Below are 25,183 nucleotides of genomic sequence, written 5' to 3'. Positions count from 1 at the left end.
TTCGCGAGGAGGAATGAGGCTTATCCTGCCAGGGCTACTAGCGATCGAAAAATACTCTCGTATCCAAACTGCCCTTTTCTCTGAGATAGCGCTGCATCGTTTCTGCCTCCCCAATCTGACCAAACGGGCCGATCGCCACATGGGGCCCCAACGGTCGATCGCGCAGTTGAATTGAATTTTGCTGAACGCCTAATCGAATGGCTCGATCGCGCAGTTCTGGCAGAGTTGATCGATTTCCTGGAACCACGACGTAGTAGCCTCTTGCACTGTTTCCACCAATGAGTGAGCCTGTGCCGCCGACAGCAATTTGACTGGAAATTCCTTGCACTGCCAGTTTTGCTACTTGCTGCTGTGCATTAGCTTCGGTGCGAAACACCCCCACCTGAATCACCCTGCGCCCATCCAACCGTTGCACAAAAGCCCCCGGCTCAACTCGCTTCACCTCCTGCAAAAGGAGCGGGCTATCCCCATTCACAAACACCCGATATTGATTCAAGTTAGCCGCAGGTGGACTAAACAAAGGAGGATTTGCTACAGGCGGCGCTTGATAAACTCGCTCTCCAGGAACCGGAACAACATTGTTGGGGTTAACCGTGGGTAATTCCAAAGGCGCAACCGAAGGCGCAGGGGGCAGATTCATATCAGAAGAAACCTGTGCGTCAGCGCGTTTAATCAGCGCCGAAAATGACAGAATGCACGCGATCGCGATCAAAAAAGTGAATCGAGTCTTAAACAAGACTGAAATAGCGTGACGATAATAATCAGAAATGCAGGTCATAGCAGATGAATCCCTTGACTGCCAAATTTTGCGGTCAGCATAACATACAGAAGGGATAAGGGAGAACTTCATTCCGCTTCGCCAGGAAGAATGAGAGATAAAAATTCTAAAATTCAACGGCTCACCCCTCACTCCTCACTCCTCACTCCTCACCCCTCACCCCTCACTCCTCACCCCTCACCCCTCCCAAGTGTTAGCCTAGAGAAGCATTCGCGTATTTCGTCCCATGAACAAAGTTGTAGTCGGACTCTCCGGCGGAGTCGATAGCTCAGTTGCAGCAGCCGTTTTGCACAATCAAGGCTTTGAAGTGGTTGGCTTGACCCTCTGGTTGATGAAGGGGAAAGGTCAGTGCTGCTCTGAAGGACTGGTGGACGCGGCCAAACTTTGTGATTTTTTGGGCATTCCTCACCACATTGTCGATAGTCGCGATCGCTTCCAAGAAAACATCATCGACTATCTGGTGACCGGGTATGGCGATGGCATTACGCCGCTCCCGTGTTCTCAGTGCAACAAAGCCGTTAAATTTAGCCCGATGCTCACCTTTGCGCGGGAGTTAGGAATCGAGAAGATCGCCACGGGGCACTATGCGCGCATTCAATACAACCCGCAGACCCAACGGCATGAACTGTGGCGGGCGGTCGATCGCACCAAAGATCAGTCCTATTTTCTCTACGATCTCAGCCAGGATGTGCTCGCTCAGGTCGTGTTTCCGCTCGGCGATCAGCCCAAAACTGAAACTCGTCGCATCGCGGCTGAATTTGGACTCCACACTGCCGATAAGCCCGAAAGTCAAGACCTCTGTCTCGTCGAAGCTAATGGCTCCATGAAGTCGTTTCTCGATAAATACATCACGCCCCAAAAAGGTGACATCGTAGATCAAGCGGGACGAATTTTGGGTCAGCACGAAGGCGTTCATCACTATACGATCGGACAGCGCAAAGGACTGGGAATCGCCCACAGTGAGCCGCTCTACGTGATCGGATTGGATGCCGGACGCAACCGCGTGATTGTCGGCGATCGCTCCGAAGCCTGGGAAACCGAATGCAGCGTACAGCGCGTTAACTGGGTGTCGATCGCAAAACCAACTGCGCCCATTCATGCCGATGTGCAAATTCGCTATCGATCGCCTGCGATGCCTGCGACGGTGATTCCACTGGCTAACGATCGTATCCGCATTGTCTTCGACGATCCTCAGTTCAGTATTACGCCCGGTCAGGCGGCTGTCTGGTACGACCAAGAAGTGCTACTCGGCGGCGGCATCATCGAAAAGCAGTAAAAAGAGGTCAATTTGATGAAGGTCTTTCGCTTTGGTGTTCAGATCTGTTGTCCCTAACCTTCACACCAGGTTTCTGGTTCAAAGTCCCTCACTCGTGGGAGATTTGGGGGGCTGAAGGGCTGAACACCGAAGCAAAAAACCGCATCGACTTCCCAATCCTGGCTAATCAGACCCACCCGAAACTAGCTTAAAAACCCTTTCTGTCCCACTGCCCGATCGTCTAAATACATACCGCTTTCCGAGCGTCAGCGTGGTTGAAGTCGTGGGATCGCAATCCGCGCAAGTGCTATTAAATCTCACCTTTAGCCCAAACGACGAGTTAGAAGAAAAGCGTCTAGAGTCGCCCGGATTCAGTACTTCTGAGTCTCCGTCAACCGTGAAGGCAATCACGCTGCTGGTATGGTTTGAGATGCGGGTGTAGGTTTCGCGATCGTCTGGTTCCATAATCGATTGCAAGACTCTGCCATCCCTGCATTTAAATTCGCGCACCTTACGAATATCGGCGCATTCATTGAGTGAAACGCTGGAATTTTTGCAGATTTTTTTCTGCTCCCACTTTGCGTCACTTTGGACTCGCTCCAATCTTTTGAGCACTTGAGCGCTAAATTTACCCGAATCGATCACCCGATTGCGCTCTTTAATCTCATACTGAAACTCGTTGTTGCCTTCTACCAGGTTAAAGCGTCGTCTGTCGTGGGTATTGCCTAACGAAGCGCGGGCGGTTTCGGAGGTGGGGCGACGTTCGTCATATTCCCGATCGGTATAGGGATAAGGATTGGCGCTCACTCCCTGAGTAACGTTGCGAATGATCACACGGCGATGAGGAGCAGGCGGCGTTTTTTCTGAGATAAAACTCGCTTCCAGTTCAGAAATCACCGTACTCTGGCAGTCTCCAAAGTATTCTGTCATGACAAAGTTTGCTTGATTAAGGGGCGATCGCCCTCCAAATCTCAGCCCAACTGAGGGAGTAGGGTTCGTAACAGATTGAGTTTGAGCAGACATGGGGAGAGAATGGGTGACCGCTGCAAAAACTCCGACGGTCGCACTCACTGACAAAATCCAACTTCGCTTCATCAAAGCCTCCCCATCATGCTTTCTGGTTTACTTACCCTATGATTTACACAAACACAGAGGATAAATCCAGAAATTACACGTAGGGTTCACTGAATGCAATGCAGAAGACTTTGCTATTTAAAGTGATCAACCCAATCGCACTACTCAAGGGAACATGACCGCTCTAGCGCCGATCGCAGCAGATCCTTATAGCCTCGACTGCTGATCACATACGCCCCAAATCGCTCCAAATGAGGATTCATCATCTGAGCATCAAATAAGACAAACTGCCGATCTCTCAGTCGCTCCACCAGTTTGACCATCGCGACTTTAGAACCTTCTGGAATCCGAAAAAACATCGACTCGCCGATAAATGCCCCACGAATCACAATTCCTAAAATGCCGCCCGCCAATCGATCGCCCTGCCAGGTTTCAAAACTGTGGGCCCATCCCGCCTTGTGCAACTCCCAATAGACTTCCTTCATCTGCTCAGAAATCCAGGTCGTCTCGCGATCGGCACACCCTTCTACCACTGACTTAAAATCTCGATTGATGGCCACCGTAAACCGCTCTTGATTGAGAACGCGCTGCAACGATTTGGGATAGCGAAAGCGATCATCTAACGGAATCAACGTTCTCTCTCGACTGCTATACCAACTCAGATCACTGCCTGAGTCGTCCGCCATCAAGAAATAACCCTGAGCATACCCTTCGACGATGGAGGCAACATCAATCTGCATAGCGGTAGTTGCAGGGTCGTCCATCCCTGAAGTCCATCATTACAAAAACGTCCATCATTACAAATGACAACGGACAGATCACCAATCACAAACGGGTGAGTGTATAGTTTGGATAGTTTAGCCGATCGCGGAAGGTGTCCCAATGGTTGAACCCATTCCACCCATCACATTACCCCCTGCCAAACATCCAGAGCAGGAAGGAGCCTGGTTACAGCAAAATCTTCAACAGTGGCTAGACCAGGAATTTTTGCCCGAAGCGATTAACGGAACGATCGCCCAACGTGCGGCTCAGATCTACGTTCGGCAGCGTATGGAAGATGAGAACGATCTGGGTGCGCTGGTGATGGCGATTATTTCAGAAATGCAGGCGTTTGACTTTTCACAAAGTTTCTATAGCGAATTTGCCGTCGCCAACGCCGTTAGTGATCTCCTGCTCGACAGCCTGGGCATCGATCGCTGTTGTGGACAGTAACAGATAGAAGCAACCTATAAAAAAGCTTTGAGTTTTGAGCCTGCCGCTTTGAGTTGAATCTCTCCAACCCAAAAACTTAAGAACTCAGCCCTCAAAACTCTCTTACCAGCTAGACTTGACCACGCCTGGCAACAAACCCTGGTGAGCCATTTCGCGCAAAACGTGGCGAGACAGACCAAAATCGCTGTAAACGCCTCTCGGACGACCCGTTGCCCAACAAATCTTACGAACCCGCACACGAGCGCTGTTGCGAGGAAGCTGCTGAATTTCGCGATGGATTGCCAGCTTTTGTTGCTGAGAGGTGGCCTTCGCGAACTGTTCTTTGAGTTCTTGTCGCTTCTCAGCGTACTTCTCGACCGTTTCTTGACGCTTTTTAGCGCGCTCAATCATGCTCTTCTTAGCCATGAATCGTCAAACCATAAAAAGACAGTGCCTCTCATTGTACCGAATGAAGGGTGAGAAGGGGGAGAGAATTTTTGGGTGATGGCGTGAGGAGAAACCAAATCACAATCATTGAATCCAAGATCTTTGATTTGAAGTTCCCTAGAATGGAGGGTTTGGCGGGCAGAAGCGCCGAATAACAAGGCGAGGTCTCAACTTCACGTCAATTTAAGACTCGCTGACTGCGGTTTCTAGCGGTTTTTGGGATAGGTTGGCGGAGGGGCAGAGGTCGGCTAGGTCACAGCGATCGCACTGTGGTTTTCGAGCGTTGCAAATGGCGCGACCGTGGTAGATCAGACGAATCGACCAATTTTCCCAGTCAGGTTGAGGGATCAGCTTGATCAGGTCTCGCTCGATTTTGACGGGTTCTGTCTCTTTGGTCAGTCCCAGTCGATAGGTGAGGCGTTTGACGTGGGTATCGACGGTGACTCCCAGATTGATGCCGTGGGCGTGGGCTGAGACGACATTGGCAGTTTTGCGGGCGACCCCTGGTAGACGCAGCAGTTCCTCCATCGTTTTGGGCACCTTGCCGCCAAATTCAGTCATGATCATCCGACAAGCCCCCTGAATATTCTTGGACTTGTTGCGGTAAAAGCCTGTAGAACGCACCAATTCTTCGATCTCAGCCAGGTCAGCCCCCGCCAAAGCCGCCGCATCAGGAAATCTGCGAAATAGCTCAGGCGTAACCAGATTCACCCGTTCGTCGGTGCATTGAGCCGAGAGGATGGTCGCAACCATTAGCTGAACGGGAGTTTCGTAGTCCAACGTGCAAGGAGCTTCGGGGTAAAGGCGTTTTAGCCGAATTATAATCTCCAATGCACGCTGTTTTCTAGCAGATAGTTTGCGCGTACTCACTGTGGAATCAAATTGACGGTATCGCGAATGATTAAGAAAACGCCCAATCCCAACAGTAAAACCAATCCAGTTTGCATCACGCCGTCTTGAATTTTGCTGGGAAGGGGCTTACCGCGCAGACCTTCGATCAGCAAGAAGGCGAGTTGACCACCATCCAATGCAGGCAAGGGCAAGATGTTGATGACTGCCAGGTTAATACTGATCAGCGCTGCAAAGTTAAACAGACTGGACGCATCTGATTGAGCAATTTTGGCCCCAGTTGCCACGATCGCCACTGGCCCCGATACCTGTTCTGCGGTTTTACTAAAGTTGCTAATCAGTTGCCCAAAGCCTTGCACCGTCAACACCACAATACGCTGAAACTCGTCAGCCGCCCAACCAAATACCTCCGAAATGTTAGCAGGATGCTTGTAGTAGACAGCTTTGCCATCCGGCTGCTTTTTGACATGAGGCTGTAGCGCAATCCCGATTCTGCCTTTACCATTCACGTCGGACGGGGTGACGTTGAGGTTCAGATTCTCGGATTGGCGTTGGACGCTGAGTTGGAGGGGCTTGTTGGGACTCGATTCGATCGCGTTCCTCAAATCCGTCGCCGCCTGACTCGTCGCATCCAAGGTTTGACCGTTGACCGCCACGATGATGTCTCCATCTTTGATGCCCGCTTGCGCCGCCACCTCTTGAGGAGTCACCTTGGGAATCACCACGCCAAGGAGATAATCGACAGCAGGAGAACCGACGATCGCCATCTGCCCCGCCAGCACAAAGTAAGCAAAAATCAGGTTAGCAATCACCCCTGCACTGATGACGATCGCCCGATCCAAAACGGGACGATTTCTCAACAGATTGGGATCATTGGGGGGAATGTCGCTGTCAGGATCATCATCGGGAAAGCCCACAAATCCGCCTAATGGCAATGCGCGAAGGGCATATTCTGTCTGCGATCCCTGATATTTCCAGAGAATGGGGCCAAAGCCGATCGAAAACCGATTTGCATAAATACCCTGAAGTCGAGCAGCCAGAAAGTGACCCAGTTCGTGGACAAAGATCAAGACTGCGAGAAGGGCGATAACTGCCAGGACTGACATAGGCAAAGACTCGTAAGCTTCTGATGTGAATATCTCTCTATTCTAAGGTGTCCTCAGAGTTGTTAAGAAACTTTACTACTCAAGGATGATAGAACGCCCATTCTAGAATTTAAGCTGGCGAATGCAGTTAGCTTCGTAGCCTAAACCTACTTAGACTTCTGTTAATCCGCAAAGGCGGATTTTGTTCTCTTAGCTGCGGCTTTAATCGCCATGACAAAATCGTGGTTGATCGACGGGCTAGAAGGCGATCGTAAAGACCCAATCGTGATATTCAGGCGCTTTGTTTTCGGTAATTGCGGTTAGTTTGTCTTTGAGTCGATCGGTGATTGGGCGCGCTTTTGGCAAGTCAAAGGTTTCGATTTTTTTGACGGGCGTAATCTTAGCGGCCGTTCCGCTTAAAAACACTTCCTCTGCGATAAAAAGCTCTGATTTATCGACTGGTCTTTCAACCACTTTGATTCCCAAATCTTGGGCGACAGTGAGAATGCTGCCTCTGGTAATTCCTTCTAAGATGTCCTGATCGTACCCAGGCGTAATCAGTTCACCATTGCGAATAATGAAAATATTCATGCCAGACGCTTCGCTGACTTTGCCTTGAGAATTTAACAAAATTGCTTCATCAAATCCCGATTCCACTGCTTCAGTTTTTGCCAAAGATGAAGTGATATATGCGCCACTGATTTTGCCTCTCAAGGGCAGACTGCGGTCTTCTTGACGACACCAGGAGCTAATTCGACAAGTCACGCCATCCGGAGATAAGTAATCGCCCAACTCTAACCCATAAACAAAAAAGTCTTTTTCAATATTATGTAAACGTGGGGCAATGCCTAACCCAGATGTATAGACAAACGGACGAATATAAAAGGATTGAGTCGGTCTATTTTTTTGAACAAAATCAGTAATAATCGCTTGAATTTTATCAGCAGGTAGATGGTAGTTAATCAACGTGGCGCTCTTGCTAAGTCGCTGACAGTGTTTGTCGAGTCGAAATAAAAGCACTTGATTGGGATTAGTCGGATCAGGAACGCCGCGCAGCCCCCCAAATGCTCCCGTTCCATAGTGCAAAGCGTGCGTTGCGATCGACAGATTTGCCTCAGCAAACGGCACGAACTGATTTTTGAAGTAAGCGATCGGCAGAAAGTTATGCATAGGAGGTTCGCGTGTTGATAGAAAAGAATTTCTATTGTATCGACCCGCACTCATTCTCATGCCCGATCGACCACCAAAATTTGATCGCAGTCTGGTCGATCACTTCTCTGAAGACAAATGATTCACTCAAATCATTTACTCAACAATTCACCATTGACACGCGCAGCACAAACTGATGATAATGGGAGGCTGTTGAAAACTTTAGCACTCTTTTAGAAACCCTTGGCTAACGTAGTTGTAATTGGTGCCCAGTGGGGCGATGAAGGGAAGGGAAAAATTACCGATCTGCTCAGTAAGTCAGCAGATGTGGTGGTTCGTTACCAGGGAGGCGTAAACGCTGGACACACCGTTGTCGTCAAGGATCAGACCTTCAAACTGCACCTTATCCCTTCTGGCATTTTGTATCCTGAAACCGAGTGCATTATCGGCTGCGGGACGGTGATTGATCCCAAAGTTCTGATTGAGGAACTGGATCAGTTAAAGGAATTGAACATTTCTACCGAAAACCTGCTGATCTCCGAAACGGCTCACGTCACAATGCCTTATCATCGGCTGATCGATCGCGCCTCTGAAGAACGGCGTGGCACCCACAAGATCGGCACGACCGGGCGAGGAATTGGCCCAACCTATGCTGATAAGTCTGAACGAACGGGGATTCGAGTTGTGGACTTGATGAATCCTGACATGCTGCGGAAACAGCTAAATTGGACGATCGCCTACAAAAACGTCATTCTCGAAAAGATGTACGATCTGCCGCCCCTGGATGCCGAAGCGGTGATCGCTGAATATTTGGAATACGCCGATCGCCTGCGTCCCCATGTGGTAGACAGTTCGCTTAAAATCTACGATGCGATTCGCCGCAAGCGCAACATTCTCTTTGAAGGCGCACAGGGCACGCTGCTTGATCTCGATCATGGCACCTATCCCTACGTCACTTCTTCAAATCCCGTAGCGGGCGGTGCCTGTGTGGGGACGGGGATCGGGCCAACGATGATCGATCGCGTGATCGGAGTCGCCAAAGCCTACACCACTCGCGTCGGAGAAGGGCCGTTTCCGACCGAACTGCACGGCGAGGTGGGTACGACCCTTTGTGAGCGAGGCGCAGAATTTGGCACGACGACAGGCAGACAGCGACGCTGCGGATGGTTTGATGCTGTGATCGGGCGCTACGCTGTGCGGATCAATGGGTTAGACTGTCTAGCGATCACCAAGCTCGACGTGTTAGACGAAATGGAGGAAATTCAAGTGTGTGTTGCCTATGAAATTGATGGGCAGCGCTGCGAAGATTTCCCCAGTAATTCGCGCGTGTTTGCCCGATGCAAGCCGATCTACAAAACCATGCCAGGGTGGAAGCGATCGACCGAAGACTGCCGATCGCTCGAAGATTTGCCGTCTCAAGCGTTGGACTATCTCAAATTCCTGGCAGAATTGATGGATGTGCCGATCGCGATCGTCTCTCTGGGAGCCAGCCGCGACCAAACCATTATCGTCGAAGATCCCATCCACGGGCCCAAGCGCGCTTTGTTGTACACCAAATAGCAGCAAGAAAGAGAGGAGGGATGACGGATGACGGATGAATGTGGAGAAATCTTTTTCCATCGTTTTCCCATTACCGTTTACTCTCTGTCCCTCCTCGCGAAGCGGAACGAAGTTCTCCCTCCTCGCGAAGCGGATTACCCCAAAAGGGGGAACAGATCATTGAAGTTTTCCCTCATCCCTAATTCAAAAGGTCATTATGCAAATCACAATCGAATGTCAGAAACGCGCTCCCGGAAGCAAACCGAATGCGCTGCGTCGTGAAGGAAAAGTTCCTGCGGTGCTCTATGGTCACAATGGGCAGGAGTCTGTTGAATTAACGCTGGATGCCAAAAAAGCAGAATTCTTAGTGCGCGATGCGTCAGTCAACAACACCTTGATTGATGTCAGCGTCCCTGAGCTACCCTGGTCGGGGAAAGCGCTGTTGCGTGAGATTCAGTCGCATCCCTGGAAGCAGAGTCTCTATCACCTCAGCTTTTTCTCGGTGTCGGCGCACGGCGTTCTCGAAATTACGGTTCCGCTGCACTTTGTGGGCGAATCTTATGGAGTCAAGCAAGAAAGCGGCATTCTCAACACTGAGTTGACTGAATTGGAAGTGAAATGTCTGCCCGATCGTATTCCCGAAGGCATCGATGTAGACATTACTGATCTCAAAGTGGGCGATTCTCTGCATGTACATGAGTTGAAACTCCCCGAAGGAGTAATAGCCGTCGGTGAAGCCAGCCGCGTGGTTGCTCAGGTGACGGCCAGCCGCGAGTAGTTGCCTGTGAATTTCAAACCATGAATTTCAGGTGTATTTAGAACCAGGGAGCCGATTTCCCTGGCTTTTTTATGGTTGAATCTCAGTGAGCTTCATCGAATTGACGTTAACCGCTACTCTCTACGCTATTACAACTCGCTAACCTATGACTGACACCAACCTGCCGCTTCTCGTTCAACAGATGCTCAAGTCGGATTTTTATCCGCATCCGGTGACCGAACCGATCGAGCTAATTCAAACTCACGTCTCGTATGTGCTGCTGACGGGGGAATTTGTCTATAAGCTCAAGAAGCCTGTCAACTATGGCTTTCTGGATTTCTCGACGCTCGAAAAACGAGAGCACTTTTGTCACGAAGAACTGCGCCTCAACCAGCGAGGAGCCGCCGAACTGTATTTAGACGTTTTGCCTGTGATGCAAGTGGGCGATGCGTTTCAACTAAGTGGGACGGGAGAGGCAGTTGAATACGTCGTCAAAATGTGTCAGTTTCCGCAAGAGACGCTACTGAGTGCAATGTTCGATCGCAACGAACTTACCGAACAGCATCTCAAAGATCTGGCAAAAGAATTGGCTCGATTTCACGCACAAGCGCCCACCAATGACTACATTCTCAGCTTTGGGGAGGTGTCGCAGATTCGGCAGGCGATCGACGAAAATTATGATCAGACGGTCGGCTACATCGGTGGCGCACAAACTCAACAGCAGTTTGATGAAACCCGCGCCTATACCGATCGCTTGTTTGCCGAGCAGAAAGCACTGTTTGATAGTCGCGTCGCTCACCAGTGGATTCGAGAATGTCACGGCGATGTGCATTTGAGAAACATTTGTTTTTGGCACAACAAAATTCTCTTGTTTGACTGCATTGAGTTCAATGAGCCGTTTCGGTTTGTCGATGTGATGTTTGATATTGCCTACATCATCATGGATTTGGATGCCCGCAACCGTCCCGATTTGAGTAATTTATTTCTCAACGCTTACATTGAGCAAACGGGCGACTGGGAAGGGTTACAGGTGTTGCCGCTGTATCTCAGCCGTCAGTCCTACGTGCGGGCAAAGGTAACTTCGTTTCTGTTGGGCGATCCGTCGATTCCAGAGGCCGTCAAGCAAGAGGCGATGGCGACCGCAAAACGATATTACACGCTGGCCTGGGAGTATACCCAACGCAAGTCGGGGCGGCTGATCCTCATGGCTGGCTTGTCTGGATCGGGCAAAAGTACCGTAGCTGGGCAGTTAGCGCGTCAGACAGGAGCCATTCAGATTCGATCGGATGCCGTTCGCAAACATCTGGGCGGCGTGGCGTTGGATGAAAAAGGCAGCGCGGATCTGTACAGTCCTGAAATGACGCAAAAAACCTACGATCGCTTGCTCCAACTCGGTTCCATTCTGGCGGCTCAAGGCTACACCGTAATTTTGGATGCTAAATACGATCGTCAAGCGCTACGTCTCCCGGTGATTTCTCAAGCCCAAGCCCATCAGATTCCTTTACAAATTTTGCATTGTGATGCGCCTCTGTCGGTGTTGCGCGATCGAGTAGAAAAACGCGAAGGAGATATCTCTGACGTGACGGCTGATCTCCTCGACCAACAGCAACTGGAATCTTTCTCAGAAATCGAACAACCCTATCTAAAGACCCTGGACACGACTCAACCGCTGGAGGAACAATTGAAATGAATGGGCTAAGAATTAAAAATTAGCGATCGGCTGAATGAGCGAAAACTAACGTGAATTCGAGGCGCTTCTTCATCGAACGGTCGTAACTTGAAGACGGAGCTGACCCTTGATCTGAGCGATCGCCGCAAAACCAGGGAGATTCACTGTCCAAAAACTAGACTTGAACAGGTCAGCAGATCATTAAGTTGGAGTTGAATCCGATTAGATTTTCTTATTGGAGAGGAGCGATCGCCTCTTTCCTGTGGAAAACTACGCCCATTTCTGTGGAAAACTTTGTGGGAAACCTGTCAAAAACTCCGATATTTAGTGGAAAACCTCCAATAGCTCACCACATGTAGTGGCAAAAACAGATCTTTTCCACAAGTTTTCCACAGGCTGACTGACCCTCAAAATCGCTTTGGAAAGTCGATCAAGCTTCTTTTCCACAGTTTCCACAGTTTCTTTTATCACAAATTAACCCCTCAACTTAAGCGTTACAATCCTTTCACCAAGCCAACTTCAGACCCGGTGGAACGATCTAGAAATGGGTGCTACTATGCTCAAGCAAGAATTTCTTAGAACTGTTTGAGCCGCTTCCCAAATCCAAAACGACCTTTAAAACAAGTTCACCTGCCTTTTTCCTCTTAGCCCTCCCAACTGCCATGAAACTGGTCTGCGCCCAAAACAACCTCAACACTCACCTCTCACTGGTCAGCCGTGCCGTTTCATCACGCCCCACGCACCCAGTCTTAGCCAACGTCTTACTCAACGCTGATGCCACCACTCAACAAGTCAGCCTGAGCGCCTTTGATCTCAGCTTAGGAATTCAAACTAGCTTTGCTGCCAAAGTTGAAGAAAGTGGCACCCTTACCCTGCCTGCCAAACTGCTCGGTGACATCGTTTCACGCTTGCCTGATGGCGACATTACTTTAGACAGTGACCTCAACGCCGAGACCGGAATGTTGACCACGCTTACCTGTGCATCGGGACGCTATCAAATGCGAGGACTGGGAGCCGAAGAATTTCCCGAACTACCTGCGATCGCAGAGGGCGAATTAGCTCACCTCTCCACCGAAGCGCTCATTGATGGACTGCGTGGCACCCTCTTTTCTTCGAGCGCGGACGAGACCAAACAGGTTTTGACGGGTGTTCACCTCAGTTTGCAGCCCGATGGGTTGGAGTTTGCTGCTACCGATGGGCACCGTCTCGCCGTCGTGCAGACCCTCAACCAGGAAGAGGATGGATCACCCGCCAGCAAAACCGAAAACGATGCCAGCTTGAATGTGACGATTCCTGCTAAGGCGCTGCAAGAATTGATGAAAATGTTGGGGCAAAGTGGCGCGTCGATCGCCGTCCGATTTGATCAAGGGCAAGTCGTTTTTGAATGGACGGATCAACGCCTGACCAGCCGCTTGCTAGAAGGGCAATATCCCAACTATCGGCAACTGATTCCTCGCCAGTTTTCGCATCAGATGACGCTCGATCGTCGCCTTCTACTCGGTGCTTTAGAACGGATCTCGGTGTTGGCTGACCAAAAAAACAACATCGTCAAAATGACGCTCGACAGTAGTAATCAAGAACTCACACTGTCAGTAGACGCTCAAGATGTGGGAAGTGGTCGCGAGTCGATGCCTGCTCAAATCACGGGCGATGGGTTAGATGTTGCTTTTAATGTGAAATACCTTGTCGAGGGTCTCAAAGCAATCAATACATCCGAAGTTCAGATGCAGCTAAATACTGCCACCAGTCCCGCGATTCTCACACCATTGGGAAGTTTGAAGATGACTTATTTGGTGATGCCTGTGCAAGTAAGATCTTGATCTATAGCAATCCTAAATGAGTCATGAACAGATTTTTGTCGCTCCGTTCCAGTCCGCTTCGCCCCCTAAATCCCCCATTCTGGGGGACTTTGAAACTTGGGAATGGGTCTTGAGATCTAAGAAGTCTCTCTGCTCAAAGTCCCCCAACTTTGGGGGATTTAGGGGGCACGATCGATTCTGCATTTCACGAGTGATTTGGGATTGCTGTACAAATGTCAACTCTAGAAAATTTGTAGGCTTCGTTGTTTAGATCTTCTGCCCCCCAACCCCCAATTCTGGAGGACTTTAGAGCAAATGTTTGAGTTCAGAGTTCCTCACGGGTGGGGATTTGGGGGCATTTTCAGGTGGATATCGTCATCCGTTCAAAACCACTGAAACGCTACAAATATTTTTGCAGTAAGAGCGCCAGCTTCTCTTTGGTTGCAGCAGGGACTTTTTCTAACGGCGTAAGAATGGCGTATTTCAAGGCGGAGTGAGCGTCAGAGACGGGTGGATTTTGAGTCAGGCGGCGCACGGTTTCTTGAATAACTTTTTGAGCGTTGGCGGCATTTTTTTGCAAGTTGCCAATCACCATCTCGACCGTTACGCTGTCATGATCAGGATGCCAACAATCGTAATCTGTGACCAGGGCCAGCGTTGCATAGGCGATTTCGGCTTCTCGTGCCAGCTTTGCTTCGGGCAAGTTTGTCATGCCGATTACCGTTGCGCCCCAACTGCGGTGCAGGTTTGATTCGGCTTTGGTCGAGAAGGCGGGGCCTTCCATACAGACATAGGTGCCGCCCCGATGCAGCGTGACTTCTGAAAAATTGAGATCGGCAACCGTATCAGCTAACACCTTGGCTAAATGAACGCAAATCGGATCACCAAAGGCAACGTGAGCGACAATGCCATCGCCAAAAAAAGTGGAAATGCGATTTTTGGTACGATCGATAAACTGATCGGGCACCACCATATCCAACGGTTTGGCTTCTTCTTTGAGCGACCCGACCGCCGACGCAGAGATCAAGTATTCAACGCCCAAACTCTTCATAGCGTAGATGTTTGCTCGAAACGGTAGCTCGGTTGGCAACAGATGATGGTTGCGTCCGTGACGAGCTAGAAATGCAACTCGCGTATCCTCCAGGGTGCCCAAGATCAGCGCATCCGAGGGTGACCCAAAGGGCGTTGTGATCTGGACTTCTTCTACGTCTTTGAGGGCATCCATTTTATAGAGACCACTGCCACCGATGATGCCGATTTTTGCTTGAGACATATGAGGTTTTTGCGTTTGCGAATCGGGATTATTTTACTGTGTTCTGTTGAGCTTGAGAATTGAGCAGCCAAAAGCCTGTGTAGGTCATCCCCGAATCGTCGGGTTGGATCAAGAGAAAATGGAGTCCCTGGCTAGCTTGTTTGCGCTGTTGGTAAAGTTGGGCAGCCGATCGTACCTCTGAGTCTTCGAAAGTGGCGACTATCCAGCGATCGACGGCTCCCGCTTCTAAAATGAGTCCGTCGGGTGCGCCTGCAATGTGATTGAGTGAGACAGGTTGGGCGGTTTGTAGCCAGCGAGCGATAGCGAGCGATCGCCGTCCTCCATCAATGACAACCCCCGGAATCAGTGTGATAGAGGCGACACCCAACGCGATCGGCAGCCATTCTGTCGGCATTTCTAGAATGGGAATCAGGCGATCTCTAAAGGCATCTTCGAGATCAGCGGCGGGTAGGGAGGCAAATCGCCAGCGATCGCCCCAAAGATTATCTGGTAAAGGTTGAGGTGGATTTCTCATAAATAAAGAAAAAGAAAAGCGCTAAAGATGGTTTAATAACGACTCGCCATCTGAGGATTCTTGACGTTTCCTCGTAGTCTGTCAAGAAATTTTGGTTAATCGAACGTGAATTGATGAAACAGCTTATCTATTAAATAGGGATAAGTAGAGATAAATAGAGAACTTTGAACCAGAACGCTGATCTTAAAGTCCTCTAGAATTGGCAGTTTGGGAGGCAGAAGCGCTTGACAACGAAGCAAAAAATCTTCATCGAATTCAAGTTAGCGCCAATGGTCAGTAATTTTTTGGACGGTGCCGAATTTGGGATAATAGAAAATCCCTCCGTCCGCAGGATTTAGGACAGAGATAGAGAATTTTGATTTGCGCCTCAATTTTTAGCGGTGTCATGACTCAAACTTTAGTGGTCAAAATTGGTACTTCTAGCCTGACTCAACCCGAAACGGGACAATTGGCCCTCTCGACGATCGCCACCTTAGTCGAAGTTCTCAGCACGTTGCGGCAGCAGGGTCATCGAGTCGTCTTGGTGTCGTCAGGGGCGGTGGGAGTTGGCTGTGCAAGATTGGGGTTAACCGAACGGCCCAAAGCGATCGCCCTCAAACAGGCCGTCGCCGCTGTGGGTCAAGGTCGTCTGATGCGAATTTATGATGACTTTTTTACGGCAATGCAGCAACCGATCGCTCAGGTTCTCTTAACTCGCGGCGATCTGGTCGAGCGAAACCATTATGTAAATGTGTACCGAACGTTTCAAGAATTATTGCGGCTGGATGTGATTCCGATCGTCAATGAAAATGATACCGTTGCGGTCGATGAATTGAAGTTTGGCGATAATGATACGCTGTCGGCGCTGGTGGCGAGTTTGGTGGATGCCGATTGGTTGTTTTTGATGACGGATGTCGATCGTCTCTACTCGGCCGATCCCCGTAGCGATCCCAATGCTCAACCGATTTCACTTGTGCAGAATATCGAGCAGTTGACCGTCAAAACGGGCAGTTCTGGCTCTAATTGGGGAACGGGCGGCATGGTGACCAAGATTTCGGCGGCCCAGATTGCCACAGGTGCGGGCGTGAGAACGGTGATCATGCAGGGTCGATCGCCCCACAATTTATTCAAAGTGCTGCAAGGGGAAGCGATCGGGACGCAATTTGAGCCACAGCCCCGACCGATCAACGCCCGCCAACGCTGGATCGCCCACGGACTCATTCCCACAGGCAAACTCTTGTTAGATGATGGAGCCGTCAAAGCCATTCGCAAAGATGGCAAGTCGCTCTTAGCTGCCGGGGTCATTCAAGTCGAAGGCAAGTTTGAGAGTCAGGATGCGGTGAAATTGTGTGATCATTCCGGTCACGAAATCGCTAGAGGTCTCGTCAACTACACCAGCACCGAACTCCAAAAAATTCGCGGTCACAAGTCCGAAGAGATTGCCGAAATTCTGGGTTATGCGGGGGCAGAGACGATCGTCCATCGAGACAATTTAGTTTTAAAGTAGAGGCTTCTAGACATTGGACACTAGACAATAGGCGTTGGCTTCAAAGTCCCCCAAAATTGGGGGGTTGGGGGGCAGAAGATGTAACCAGCGAAGCGAAAGAACTGCATTGGACAGAAGTCGATTTGTCGATTTAGAGAATTGATATCGTTCCTCACGCACCATTTCATAACATTTTGTCGCATTTCCTCAAGCGTTACGCCTGATCGGTAAGATGAAAACTGTCAGTTCGTTTCAGGACGGCTAACGGAGTTTAACAAGATGCAACAAAATCAGAATTTGACGGTTGTGGTCACCGGGGCCTCTTCTGGTGTTGGGTTGTATGCCGCAAAAGCGCTGGCCCAACGGGGATGGCATGTAGTGATGGCGTGTCGAGATCTAGAAAAAGCCAAACAAGCCGCCCAATCTCTAGGAATGTCGCCCGATCGCTACACCTTAATGCACATTGATTTGGGGTCACTGGACAGCGTGCGTGAGTTTGTCAAAACCTTTCACGAAAGTGGCAAATCGTTGGATGCTCTCGTCTGCAATGCTGCGGTTTATCTGCCGTTGTTAAAAGAGCCGATGCGATCGCCCGAAGGCTATGAGTTAAGTGTGGCAACCAATCATCTGGGTCATTTTTTGCTGTGCAATTTGCTATTGGATGATCTCAAACATTCCGCTTCGGGTGCAGCAAGACTGATCATTTTAGGAACGGTAACCGCAAATTCCAAGGAGTTAGGCGGCAAGATTCCCATTCCTGCGCCTGCTGACTTGGGCAATCTCGAAGGCTTTGAAGCGGGCTTTAAGGCACCCATTTCGATGATTGATGGCAAACCGTTTAAGGCAGGCAAGGCTTACAAAGACAGCAAACTCTGTAACATGATCACCAGTCGAGAACTGCATCGCCGCTATCATGACTCGACGGGCATTGTGTTTAACACGCTCTATCCGGGCTGTGTGGCAGATACGCCGCTTTTTCGCAATAGCTATCCGCTGTTTCAAAAGGTCTTCCCGTGGTTTCAGAAAAATATTACGGGGGGCTATGTGTCGCAGGAGTTGGCCGGAGAGCGCGTCGCTCAAGTGGTGGCTGACCCACAGTTTAAGCAGTCAGGCGTGCATTGGAGTTGGGGCAATCGTCAAAAAGAAGGGCGTGAGTCGTTTGTGCAAGAGCTATCCGAAAAAGCCAGCGACGATCGTTTAGCTGCTCGCATGTGGGACTTGAGCGAAAAGCTGGTATCCATAGCGTAGACTTCACCATTCTATTCGTGATTCACCTTTTGATAAAGTTCCCATTCGGCATAACGTTTCTCAAAGTACTCTGCGATCGACCTTTTTCAACCTGAGATGTGATCATCTTGGGTTTTTTGATTTGAGTGAATGAGCGTCGATCGCCAAAATGTCGTTCACAAAACCGATGTCACACGCGGTACAAAAGTAACCTTCTAGAAATTGCTCAAGCGGTTTTTCTTTGAGCACTTCGGGATTGCACTCGTCGATCGCAAGCTGATCTTTTCGGCGATATCCACAGCGTTCTTCGTCACCAAATAAAGCTTTAGGGCTTTTGGCTCCAATCAGAATCAATTTTTTGATCACGTTGTGGTTACTTTGACAGTTGGGGCACAGGTTTTCAGAATTCTCAACCATAGAATCCTAGCGTCTTCAGCATGAGTTGCATTTTGATGCATTGATCGTAGTTGATCGTCGATTTATTTTCCTAGATTGCTTTTGATGGGAGGAGTGTCGATCGCACCTGGCAAATCCTCACAGTCAAACGTCACAAAAAAGTCACCCGCCGGAACGCTTCGCCGCAAAAAACGCACCATTGCATCCGCGTCGCTTCGATTATTAAATTGTCCAATTTCTCTCGGTTTGTGTCCTGGCATCACTGCAACCACCGCATAAGGACGATGGAAATGAGGATTCAGTCGGGAATCTCGCATATTCTATATATGAAACTATGGAACTAGATCTATATTATATGTATAACGTGCTCAAATCCATAGCATTGATAAAATGGAGCGAATGATTACATGGATAAAAAGGACGCAATCGGTGCCGAAGACCAAAAACGCAGAACACGGAGAACCCAAAAGAACGGTCTCAGTAACGTTGACGGAGAGCGCGATAGCAGGACTGGACACTTGGGCGGACAATCTGGGAGTCAGTCGATCGGAACTGATCACCCAACTGGGACTAGGCAAAATTCAGGTGCATCCCGACTTGAAAGCCTTGGGGGAATCTATAGCCAGTTGTTAGAAGAAGCCGAAGAGCAACTGGCCGAACTAGAAGATCGGCTCGAAGAAACAAAAACAAAAACGATTCGATATGAGCAAAAAATAGAGAAAGTGCGATCGCGCCGCCAACAAATCTTAGAATCGCTCGAATCCTGGCGACAAACTTTGCAGGGCTAATTGGCTCCTCACAAGGCTAGATTTCATCTGGATTCACACCCATTGCTCTTAAGCGATCGGCTAGACGATCGGCACGTTGACGTTCCACTTCCCGACCTTCTGCGCCCGTGGGGATGACTTGACCTTGACGATCGCACCAACGTAACCAAAGCCCAGCCTGCTCTTCAAAGGTTCCTTCCCAGACCGTTAATCCGAGTCCAACTGACTCCAACCAAACGGGGGCAGCGCATTCCCGATAGTTCTTCCCGGTCAACTCCCAAACCTTGAGAAGCGATCCATTCAGTTCGTCCTGACCCTGAAGCTGCTTTAACGGGTCAAACACCGCATAGTAAGCAACGCCGATGCGGGCATAGTCAGCTTTTTTGGTAGCCAACTCATTGCCTTTGCGATTGGAGACAATTTCAATACAAACCTCCGGCAGCTTGCCAAACTCCCAAACAAAATAGGAGCGGTTTTGCTTTTGGCTCCAGTCCGCAGGCATTTGAAGATTGAGACTCAGAAACGCATCAGGGACGATCGGGTCTTGCTTTAACGCATAAAACAATCCTACATTTGCCGCCGCAATGAATGAAACTTCTGGCGACCAAGAACTATAGAGCGGTTCTACTAAGAGCCGTTTCTGCTTTTCAGATTGAAAGTTGTCTACCGGGATGTCGTCCTCAATCACCAAATGACTAATATCAAGCTGGGTGACGAGTTCGTTGTTATCTACGTCATTATTCTCTACGTCATTATTTAGAAGTTGTCCAGTCATGGGCAGTTACTAAAGCTGATGCTTTATTATCATCCAGATTCTGAGTGAAGCTTGAATAAGCCGTGTGACTACTCCTCTAATTTCAGACGCTCTTGTTTTTTCTTGGGATGTCAAAGTCCTTCATGTGTCAAAGATCAGGAGGTCGTTGCAAATTGGCGACTAGAGCGGAAAAATCGATCGAATTCGTATTCAACCAAACGCTGAGAGTAGGATTCGGATGACAGAATGGTACGATCGCAACTTCAACCCGCAGGTATCGACATGACTCCTACCCCGATCATCATCGCCAGAGAGGTCGAAAAGTGGTACGGCAACAACTTTCACGTACTCAAAGGCATCAGCTTGACGGTCAATAAAGGCGAAGTCGTCGTGATGATGGGGCCCTCTGGGTCAGGCAAATCGACCTTTATTCGCACCTTCAACGCCCTCGAAGAGTATCAAAAAGGCAGCATCGAGATTGACGGCATTCAGCTATCGCAAGACATGAAAGATGTGGGAGCGATTCGCCGCGAAGTGGGCATGGTGTTTCAGCAGTTCAATTTATTTCCGCATCTGACGGTGTTAGAGAATGTGATGCTGGCTCCCACCCACGTCCGCAAATGGACAAAAGCCAAAGCCAAAGATGATGCAGGTCAACTCCTAGAGCGCGTCGGCATTTTAGAACAGGCGAATAAGTATCCCGGTCAGCTTTCGGGAGGACAACAGCAGCGAGTCGCGATCGCCCGTGCCCTGGCCATGCAGCCCAAAGTCATGTTGTTTGATGAACCCACCTCCGCCCTCGATCCCGAAATGGTGCAAGAAGTCTTACAGGTGATGCGATCGCTGGCCAACTCTGGTATGACAATGGTCTGCGTCACTCATGAAGTCGGATTTGCCCGCGAAGTCGCCGATCGTGTGGTCTTTATGGACGAAGGCTTACTCATCGAAGACACCACCCCCACCGAGTTTTTCACCAATCCCAAAGGCGATCGGGCTAAAAAATTTCTCTCACAGATTCTGCATTAAAGAGAGACGTAGAGGACGTTAGACATTAGACTGGAGACTTTAAATACTGTCCAAAATCCAAAGTCCAAAGTCCCCCATGTCTGCTGATTTAACAAAAAAGGGCATCTTTCGTAGTGTTGTAGTAAGCCGATCGCCATGCTCGACCCCACACCCGATCCAGCACCCGACCCCACACCCGACCCACAAGACTCACTAGAATCGTTGCCTGCAATGACTTTAGACGAATGGCTGGACAAGCTGAGACGAGCCGATCGCGCCTTCTACAACATCATGGCTATGGAAGTGTGGTCGATCGCCAAAACAATGGACGGCATCATCCCCGGCTTTTGGAGTCGCTTTATGACCAATCGCCGCATCGCCATGAAGCAATTTATCGAAAAAAGTCGCATTCAACATCCCGGATCAGCCTCAGCGATCGACGAAGTAAAGGAACAAGCAAACAGCGATCGCTAATTAATTTTCTCTCAGCTTCAAGTAGCAGGATTGTAGCCAGAAATGCTTGTAGCACAGCTTAACCATACAGTAGGATCACCGAAGCGTTGACAAAGCAATCCATCGGCTGCTTTAGCTCGTACTCCTGACGTTCCCGCACTAAAAAGACCATGAAAGCTCCTAATTCACTCTCGGTCTGGCAACAACTCAAAAACCGTGAAATCACCTGCGAACAAGCGCTTCATCTGCTGGTCGATTCAGAAAACAACGTCACACTGGAACTATTGGATCGAGAAGTCAGCCATCGATTTTTGCGAGAATTTCCCGATCGCAACGCCCTGCCGCCTCTGATTCCCCTTTTACTCTGGCGCAACTGTTTTTATCTCGGTAGCCCCGTAACGCTTTCTGACAAGCAGGTTCAGGAACTGAGCGATCGCACCTTCACCAACGTCAAAATTATTCCCGTCACCGATAAAAGCTACCGCGCCTGGTATCACACCGCCAACCTCGACCACCATCAAATTAGCTCGACTCCCCTGGTCAACCCCCTCACCGGAGAACTCGAAGCCGAAAACATTGGCGAAGTCACCGAACTCTATCTCTCAAAAGCAGCCGACCAAATCGGGCGGATCAGAACCATTATTTCGGGGGCCTTGCGAAATCGGGCCAGCGACATTCACTTAGAGCCGACCCCTGCTGGGCTGCGCGTTCGCTATCGAATTGACGGAATTTTACGCGACATTACCACCCTGCCTATCGAAGTGAGTCGGCGAGCGATCGTCGCCCTCAAAGTCATGGCCAACATGGATATCTCAGAAAGCCGTCGCCCTCAAGATGCCCGCATCGGAGAAAGCTACGCCTCTGGTCAAGACACCGATCTGGGACTTGATATGCGCGTCAGCACCTTGCCCTGTGTCGGCGGAGAAAAGGCCGTCATCCGACTGCTGCCCCGTCAAAATCCCTTCTCAAACATGGAAGAATTGGGCTTTTCTCCCAAAACGCTCGAAATCTACCAGCGCTGGCTGCGTCAGCCTCAAGGCATGATTATCTTTACGGGCCCAACGGGGTCAGGCAAAACCAGCACTCTATACACGAGCTTGCAGGCGATCGCTACTGAATTTGTCAACGTCGTCACGGTCGAAGATCCGGTCGAGTACATTCTGCCGCGCATTACGCAAACTCAAGTCCATGAGGCAGCGGGGATGACCTTTGCAGCGGGACTGAGAGCCATTTTGCGCCAAGACCCCGACATCATCATGCTGGGCGAAATTCGCGATCACGAAACTGCCGAAACGGGCATTCGAGCCGCCCTAACCGGACACCTGGTTTTGACAACGCTACACACCAATGATGCAATGAGCGCCGTTCCCAGACTTAAGGATATTGGCCCCGACCCCGGTTTGATCAGTGATGCGTTGTTGGGAGTGGTGGCCCAGCGTCTCGTGCGAAAAAATTGTCTCCACTGCTCTGAGCCTTACCAACCTAGCGAGAAAGATCTCAAAGCTTTGGGCATCGATCGCGACCACATCGGACACGAATGGCGCAAAGGCAAAGGCTGCAATCGCTGCTTTAATTCGGGGTATTTGGGACGCGAGGCAATTATTGAGCTACTCAACGTCGATGATACGCTGCGACAAATTATTTACGAAGGCACGATGACCCAGCTACAGCGCTACTTATTAGATGGCGACAATTTTGACTCGTTTCGGGTGTCGGCGATCGAGAAGATCACCCAGGGGATCACGACCGTCGAAGAAGTGCTGCGCGTTTTGCCTCACAGTTCGCTTTATCGCAAATCAACAGTAAGCGAAGTCCGCCCAGCCCACACCAAAAAGAAATTGATGAATGCGTCTGGCAGTTGAGGGCGCAGGCTGTGTCAAGATTTCAGTATCCATGTCTCGTTGGTTGAAGCGATCGCTTCCCCAGTGTCCTCTATGTCCAACTTTGACAGTCAACCGCTCTCTCAAATCAGCGTCACCGAACTGGCCCAAAAGCTGGCCGATCCCCAAGACTTACAGCTTGTCGATGTGCGAGAAGTTTGGGAAGTCGAAACGGCTGGCTTGCCTGGGTTCATCGTGTTGCCCCTGAGCGACTACGCCGAATGGTCTGAAGAGATTCACACTCGTCTCGATCCTCAAAAAGAAACGTTGGTGCTGTGTCATCACGGAATGCGATCGGCGCAAATGTGCCAATGGCTAATTCAACAGGGCTTTACGCAGGTGAAGAATATTATGGGCGGGATTGATGCGTATGCGATCGCCGTGGATCGATCAATTCCCAGATATTAGCGAGGGATGAGGGATGAGGGATGAGGGATGAGGGATGAGGCGGTAAACTGTCCGGAAGTCCCCAGAATGGGGGGTTGGGGGGCAAAAGCGCTGAACATCAAAGCGAAAGAACCTCATAGAATTTAAGCTGACGAATGTGGGAGCCTTCGATCGCCACCAAAGCCTTGTAGACCTGTCTTGTGTCCAAAGTCTGAGGTCTCTTTTGTCTTCCTGCCGCGTTTGCTACCACAGCGATCCCAAATAAAAGCCAAAATCAAGAATCTGCTATCTTAGGTTCAATTGGTGTATCTGACTGAGACTGAATCCTAGTCTGAGATTTAAGATTTAGCTTTTCAAAATGTCTACTCACATGAATCTGACGAATCGACAGCAGCAAGTTCTTTGGGCAACGGTGCGCCACTACATCGCGACGGCCGAGCCTGTCGGATCTGAGGCCCTCGTGAAAGGATATCAACTTAGCGTTAGTTCGGCGACGATTCGCAATGCGATGGGCTTTTTAGAAAAAGCAGGATTGCTCTATCAGCCTCACACCTCAGCAGGGCGCATTCCGTCTGATTCGGGCTACCGCATCTATGTTGATCAGCTAATTACGCCTTCGACCGAGTTGAGCTATCAGGTTGAGCAATTGTTAACAGGTCGGCTCAATTGGGACGAATGGAGTTTTGAAGCGCTGCTTAAAGGGGCGGCTCAAATTTTGGCGACGTTGAGTGGCTATATTACGCTGATCACGATGCCCTTTAGCCGGACGACCGAGTTGCGTCACTTGCAGCTTGTGCAAATTGATCCCCAGCGCGTCATGCTGATTGTGGTCAATGATACTTACGAAACGCAATCGGTTTTGATGGAGTTGCCGCAGGTTGAGGAAGATGGCGATCCAGAACTGGTCGCACGAGAGTTGCAGATTCTCTCTAACTTTTTGAACGATCAGCTTCGGGGGCGATCGCCTGCTGAGATTGCGACTTTAGACTGGAGTGAGTTGGGGCGAGAGTTCGATCGCTACAGTCAGTTTCTCACCTCGCTGGTGACCGATCTGTCGCGCCGTCTGTCTAAATCATCAGCCCCCACCCAGATTATGGTCAGCGGTGTGTCTGAAGTGCTGCGTCAGCCAGAATTTTCGGAACTCAGCCAGATCAAAACGATCATGCACCTGCTCGAAGAAGAACAACATCAGTTGATGCCCCTGATTTTCGAGCCACCCGATTCTGAACTGTTGGGCAAACGAGTCACCGTTCGCATTGGTTCCGAAAATTCGCTAGAGCCGATTCGCACCTGTACGCTGATTTCTTCGACCTATAATCGCGGCACTGTCCCTGTCGGAAGTGTCTGTGTGTTGGGGCCGACGCGCATGGTTTACGAAGATACGATCGCCCTTGTCGAAGCCACCGCCGATTACATTTCAGACGCTCTGAGTTAGGGATGAGGGATGAGGGATGAGGGATGAGGGTATTT

Annotated in this window: 26 protein-coding genes; 14 read left to right on the top strand and 12 right to left on the bottom strand. The window is 49.9% G+C overall.

The features are described 5' to 3' along the window. Positions 1–37: 37 nt before the first annotated feature. Entirely contained in the window at positions 38–778 is a 741-nt protein-coding gene (locus ACJ2PR_RS08195) for an SPOR domain-containing protein (protein WP_446876667.1), read from the bottom strand. Between the two features lie 226 nt (positions 779–1,004). On the opposite strand from ACJ2PR_RS08195, the gene mnmA reads away from it, so the two are divergent. Next, complete coding sequence (gene mnmA / locus ACJ2PR_RS08190; RefSeq protein WP_446876666.1) at positions 1,005–2,054, top strand: tRNA 2-thiouridine(34) synthase MnmA; 1,050 nt, start codon at positions 1,005–1,007, stop codon at positions 2,052–2,054. Between the two features lie 162 nt (positions 2,055–2,216). Here mnmA and ACJ2PR_RS08185 read toward each other — a convergent pair whose 3' ends face one another. Then, positions 2,217–3,128, bottom strand: coding sequence for a hypothetical protein (locus tag ACJ2PR_RS08185; protein WP_446876665.1), 912 nt, complete (start codon positions 3,126–3,128; stop codon positions 2,217–2,219). Between the two features lie 140 nt (positions 3,129–3,268). Continuing rightward, the gene (aat, locus tag ACJ2PR_RS08180) at positions 3,269–3,871 is read right to left on the bottom strand and encodes a leucyl/phenylalanyl-tRNA--protein transferase (protein ID WP_446876664.1); all 603 of its coding nucleotides are present in this window, start codon (positions 3,869–3,871) and stop codon (positions 3,269–3,271) included. Positions 3,872–3,989: 118 nt separating this feature from the next. Here aat and ACJ2PR_RS08175 point away from each other — a divergent pair, with 118 nt between their 5' ends. Continuing rightward, entirely contained in the window at positions 3,990–4,319 is a 330-nt protein-coding gene (locus ACJ2PR_RS08175; RefSeq protein ID WP_446858947.1) for a hypothetical protein, read from the top strand. A 102-nt stretch (positions 4,320–4,421) separates the two neighbouring features. On the opposite strand, the gene rpsN is transcribed toward ACJ2PR_RS08175, so the two are convergent. The 4 genes from rpsN to ACJ2PR_RS08155 all read right to left on the bottom strand — a co-directional run bounded on the left by rpsN (position 4,422) and on the right by ACJ2PR_RS08155 (position 7,849). Beyond that, positions 4,422–4,724: a 30S ribosomal protein S14 gene (gene rpsN, locus ACJ2PR_RS08170; RefSeq protein WP_446858946.1), complete on the bottom strand. Its 303-nt coding sequence runs from the start codon at positions 4,722–4,724 to the stop codon at positions 4,422–4,424. Between the two features lie 204 nt (positions 4,725–4,928). Beyond that, a complete protein-coding gene (gene nth, locus ACJ2PR_RS08165; RefSeq protein WP_446876663.1) occupies positions 4,929–5,615 on the bottom strand; it encodes an endonuclease III in 687 nt (228 codons plus the stop codon). Beyond that, on the bottom strand, positions 5,612–6,700 hold the full coding sequence (gene rseP / locus ACJ2PR_RS08160) for an RIP metalloprotease RseP (RefSeq protein WP_446876662.1): 1,089 nt from the start codon (positions 6,698–6,700) through the stop codon (positions 5,612–5,614). The genes nth and rseP overlap by 4 nt, the downstream gene beginning before the upstream one ends. Before the next feature lie 237 nt (positions 6,701–6,937). Beyond that, on the bottom strand, positions 6,938–7,849 hold the full coding sequence (locus tag ACJ2PR_RS08155; protein ID WP_446876661.1) for a branched-chain amino acid transaminase: 912 nt from the start codon (positions 7,847–7,849) through the stop codon (positions 6,938–6,940). Between the two features lie 222 nt (positions 7,850–8,071). On the opposite strand from ACJ2PR_RS08155, the gene ACJ2PR_RS08150 reads away from it, so the two are divergent. From ACJ2PR_RS08150 to dnaN, 4 genes are all read left to right on the top strand, one after another. Next, positions 8,072–9,388 carry an adenylosuccinate synthase gene (locus ACJ2PR_RS08150; protein ID WP_446858941.1) on the top strand — a complete coding sequence of 439 codons (1,317 nt, stop codon included), beginning with the start codon at positions 8,072–8,074 and terminating at the stop codon, positions 9,386–9,388. A gap of 196 nt (positions 9,389–9,584) precedes the next feature. Next, positions 9,585–10,145, top strand: coding sequence for a 50S ribosomal protein L25/general stress protein Ctc (locus ACJ2PR_RS08145; RefSeq protein ID WP_446858940.1), 561 nt, complete (start codon positions 9,585–9,587; stop codon positions 10,143–10,145). Positions 10,146–10,290: 145 nt separating this feature from the next. Then, positions 10,291–11,814: a bifunctional aminoglycoside phosphotransferase/ATP-binding protein gene (locus ACJ2PR_RS08140; protein WP_446876660.1), complete on the top strand. Its 1,524-nt coding sequence runs from the start codon at positions 10,291–10,293 to the stop codon at positions 11,812–11,814. Positions 11,815–12,455: 641 nt separating this feature from the next. Further along, positions 12,456–13,613 (top strand): DNA polymerase III subunit beta, encoded by a 1,158-nt coding sequence (dnaN, locus tag ACJ2PR_RS08135; RefSeq protein ID WP_446858938.1) that lies wholly within the window; start codon positions 12,456–12,458, stop codon positions 13,611–13,613. 379 nt (positions 13,614–13,992) lie between these two features. On the opposite strand, the gene ACJ2PR_RS08130 is transcribed toward dnaN, so the two are convergent. Further along, positions 13,993–14,865, bottom strand: coding sequence for an S-methyl-5'-thioadenosine phosphorylase (locus ACJ2PR_RS08130; RefSeq protein ID WP_446876659.1), 873 nt, complete (start codon positions 14,863–14,865; stop codon positions 13,993–13,995). 28 nt (positions 14,866–14,893) lie between these two features. Then, positions 14,894–15,379 (bottom strand): Tab2 family RNA-binding protein, encoded by a 486-nt coding sequence (locus tag ACJ2PR_RS08125; protein WP_446868315.1) that lies wholly within the window; start codon positions 15,377–15,379, stop codon positions 14,894–14,896. A 385-nt stretch (positions 15,380–15,764) separates the two neighbouring features. Between ACJ2PR_RS08125 and proB the strand changes: the two genes are divergently transcribed. Both proB and ACJ2PR_RS08115 read left to right on the top strand, forming a co-directional pair. Continuing rightward, positions 15,765–16,865 carry a glutamate 5-kinase gene (proB, locus tag ACJ2PR_RS08120; RefSeq protein ID WP_446876658.1) on the top strand — a complete coding sequence of 367 codons (1,101 nt, stop codon included), beginning with the start codon at positions 15,765–15,767 and terminating at the stop codon, positions 16,863–16,865. A 258-nt stretch (positions 16,866–17,123) separates the two neighbouring features. Next, positions 17,124–18,092: a protochlorophyllide reductase gene (locus ACJ2PR_RS08115; RefSeq protein WP_446876657.1), complete on the top strand. Its 969-nt coding sequence runs from the start codon at positions 17,124–17,126 to the stop codon at positions 18,090–18,092. A 102-nt stretch (positions 18,093–18,194) separates the two neighbouring features. Here the strand turns inward: ACJ2PR_RS08115 and ACJ2PR_RS08110 are convergent, their stop codons facing one another. Further along, entirely contained in the window at positions 18,195–18,488 is a 294-nt protein-coding gene (locus ACJ2PR_RS08110; RefSeq protein WP_446876656.1) for a hypothetical protein, read from the bottom strand. 62 nt (positions 18,489–18,550) lie between these two features. Next, positions 18,551–18,784, bottom strand: a complete 234-nt coding sequence (locus tag ACJ2PR_RS08105) for a hypothetical protein (RefSeq protein WP_446858932.1) — start codon at positions 18,782–18,784, stop codon at positions 18,551–18,553. A gap of 90 nt (positions 18,785–18,874) precedes the next feature. Between ACJ2PR_RS08105 and ACJ2PR_RS08100 the strand changes: the two genes are divergently transcribed. Further along, positions 18,875–19,255, top strand: coding sequence for a hypothetical protein (locus tag ACJ2PR_RS08100; RefSeq protein ID WP_446876655.1), 381 nt, complete (start codon positions 18,875–18,877; stop codon positions 19,253–19,255). A gap of 16 nt (positions 19,256–19,271) precedes the next feature. On the opposite strand, the gene ACJ2PR_RS08095 is transcribed toward ACJ2PR_RS08100, so the two are convergent. Continuing rightward, positions 19,272–20,009 (bottom strand): Uma2 family endonuclease, encoded by a 738-nt coding sequence (locus ACJ2PR_RS08095; RefSeq protein ID WP_446876654.1) that lies wholly within the window; start codon positions 20,007–20,009, stop codon positions 19,272–19,274. Positions 20,010–20,234: 225 nt separating this feature from the next. Between ACJ2PR_RS08095 and ACJ2PR_RS08090 the strand changes: the two genes are divergently transcribed. From ACJ2PR_RS08090 to hrcA, 5 genes are all read left to right on the top strand, one after another. After that, positions 20,235–21,014, top strand: coding sequence for an amino acid ABC transporter ATP-binding protein (locus tag ACJ2PR_RS08090; RefSeq protein WP_446858928.1), 780 nt, complete (start codon positions 20,235–20,237; stop codon positions 21,012–21,014). Positions 21,015–21,149: 135 nt separating this feature from the next. After that, positions 21,150–21,467: a hypothetical protein gene (locus tag ACJ2PR_RS08085; RefSeq protein WP_446876653.1), complete on the top strand. Its 318-nt coding sequence runs from the start codon at positions 21,150–21,152 to the stop codon at positions 21,465–21,467. 149 nt (positions 21,468–21,616) lie between these two features. Then, complete coding sequence (locus ACJ2PR_RS08080; protein ID WP_446876652.1) at positions 21,617–23,308, top strand: GspE/PulE family protein; 1,692 nt, start codon at positions 21,617–21,619, stop codon at positions 23,306–23,308. Between the two features lie 72 nt (positions 23,309–23,380). Further along, positions 23,381–23,734 carry a rhodanese-like domain-containing protein gene (locus ACJ2PR_RS08075; RefSeq protein ID WP_446858925.1) on the top strand — a complete coding sequence of 118 codons (354 nt, stop codon included), beginning with the start codon at positions 23,381–23,383 and terminating at the stop codon, positions 23,732–23,734. Between the two features lie 337 nt (positions 23,735–24,071). Continuing rightward, positions 24,072–25,148, top strand: a complete 1,077-nt coding sequence (hrcA, locus tag ACJ2PR_RS08070) for a heat-inducible transcriptional repressor HrcA (RefSeq protein ID WP_446868329.1) — start codon at positions 24,072–24,074, stop codon at positions 25,146–25,148. Positions 25,149–25,183 lie beyond the last annotated feature (35 nt).

Source organism: Phormidesmis sp. 146-33 (assembly GCF_052939515.1).
Note: the sequence above shows the minus strand (reverse complement) of the source record. Positions and strands in the feature narration are given on the sequence as shown.

Excerpts from the sequence above, each read along its gene's own strand:
- ACJ2PR_RS08195 (WP_446876667.1), bottom strand. The coding sequence starts at position 778 with ATGACCTGCATTTCTGATTATTATCGTCACGCTATTTCAGTCTTGTTT.
- mnmA (WP_446876666.1), top strand. The coding sequence starts at position 1,005 with ATGAACAAAGTTGTAGTCGGACTCTCCGGCGGAGTCGATAGCTCAGTT.
- ACJ2PR_RS08185 (WP_446876665.1), bottom strand. The coding sequence starts at position 3,128 with ATGAAGCGAAGTTGGATTTTGTCAGTGAGTGCGACCGTCGGAGTTTTT.
- aat (WP_446876664.1), bottom strand. The coding sequence starts at position 3,871 with ATGGACGACCCTGCAACTACCGCTATGCAGATTGATGTTGCCTCCATC.
- ACJ2PR_RS08175 (WP_446858947.1), top strand. The coding sequence starts at position 3,990 with ATGGTTGAACCCATTCCACCCATCACATTACCCCCTGCCAAACATCCA.
- rpsN (WP_446858946.1), bottom strand. The coding sequence starts at position 4,724 with ATGGCTAAGAAGAGCATGATTGAGCGCGCTAAAAAGCGTCAAGAAACG.
- rseP (WP_446876662.1), bottom strand. The coding sequence starts at position 6,700 with ATGTCAGTCCTGGCAGTTATCGCCCTTCTCGCAGTCTTGATCTTTGTC.
- ACJ2PR_RS08155 (WP_446876661.1), bottom strand. The coding sequence starts at position 7,849 with ATGCATAACTTTCTGCCGATCGCTTACTTCAAAAATCAGTTCGTGCCG.
- ACJ2PR_RS08145 (WP_446858940.1), top strand. The coding sequence starts at position 9,585 with ATGCAAATCACAATCGAATGTCAGAAACGCGCTCCCGGAAGCAAACCG.
- ACJ2PR_RS08140 (WP_446876660.1), top strand. The coding sequence starts at position 10,291 with ATGACTGACACCAACCTGCCGCTTCTCGTTCAACAGATGCTCAAGTCG.
- dnaN (WP_446858938.1), top strand. The coding sequence starts at position 12,456 with ATGAAACTGGTCTGCGCCCAAAACAACCTCAACACTCACCTCTCACTG.
- ACJ2PR_RS08130 (WP_446876659.1), bottom strand. The coding sequence starts at position 14,865 with ATGTCTCAAGCAAAAATCGGCATCATCGGTGGCAGTGGTCTCTATAAA.
- ACJ2PR_RS08125 (WP_446868315.1), bottom strand. The coding sequence starts at position 15,379 with ATGAGAAATCCACCTCAACCTTTACCAGATAATCTTTGGGGCGATCGC.
- proB (WP_446876658.1), top strand. The coding sequence starts at position 15,765 with ATGACTCAAACTTTAGTGGTCAAAATTGGTACTTCTAGCCTGACTCAA.
- ACJ2PR_RS08115 (WP_446876657.1), top strand. The coding sequence starts at position 17,124 with ATGCAACAAAATCAGAATTTGACGGTTGTGGTCACCGGGGCCTCTTCT.
- ACJ2PR_RS08110 (WP_446876656.1), bottom strand. The coding sequence starts at position 18,488 with ATGGTTGAGAATTCTGAAAACCTGTGCCCCAACTGTCAAAGTAACCAC.
- ACJ2PR_RS08105 (WP_446858932.1), bottom strand. The coding sequence starts at position 18,784 with ATGCGAGATTCCCGACTGAATCCTCATTTCCATCGTCCTTATGCGGTG.
- ACJ2PR_RS08100 (WP_446876655.1), top strand. The coding sequence starts at position 18,875 with ATGGATAAAAAGGACGCAATCGGTGCCGAAGACCAAAAACGCAGAACA.
- ACJ2PR_RS08095 (WP_446876654.1), bottom strand. The coding sequence starts at position 20,009 with ATGACTGGACAACTTCTAAATAATGACGTAGAGAATAATGACGTAGAT.
- ACJ2PR_RS08090 (WP_446858928.1), top strand. The coding sequence starts at position 20,235 with ATGGTACGATCGCAACTTCAACCCGCAGGTATCGACATGACTCCTACC.
- ACJ2PR_RS08085 (WP_446876653.1), top strand. The coding sequence starts at position 21,150 with ATGCTCGACCCCACACCCGATCCAGCACCCGACCCCACACCCGACCCA.
- ACJ2PR_RS08080 (WP_446876652.1), top strand. The coding sequence starts at position 21,617 with ATGAAAGCTCCTAATTCACTCTCGGTCTGGCAACAACTCAAAAACCGT.
- ACJ2PR_RS08075 (WP_446858925.1), top strand. The coding sequence starts at position 23,381 with ATGTCCAACTTTGACAGTCAACCGCTCTCTCAAATCAGCGTCACCGAA.
- hrcA (WP_446868329.1), top strand. The coding sequence starts at position 24,072 with ATGTCTACTCACATGAATCTGACGAATCGACAGCAGCAAGTTCTTTGG.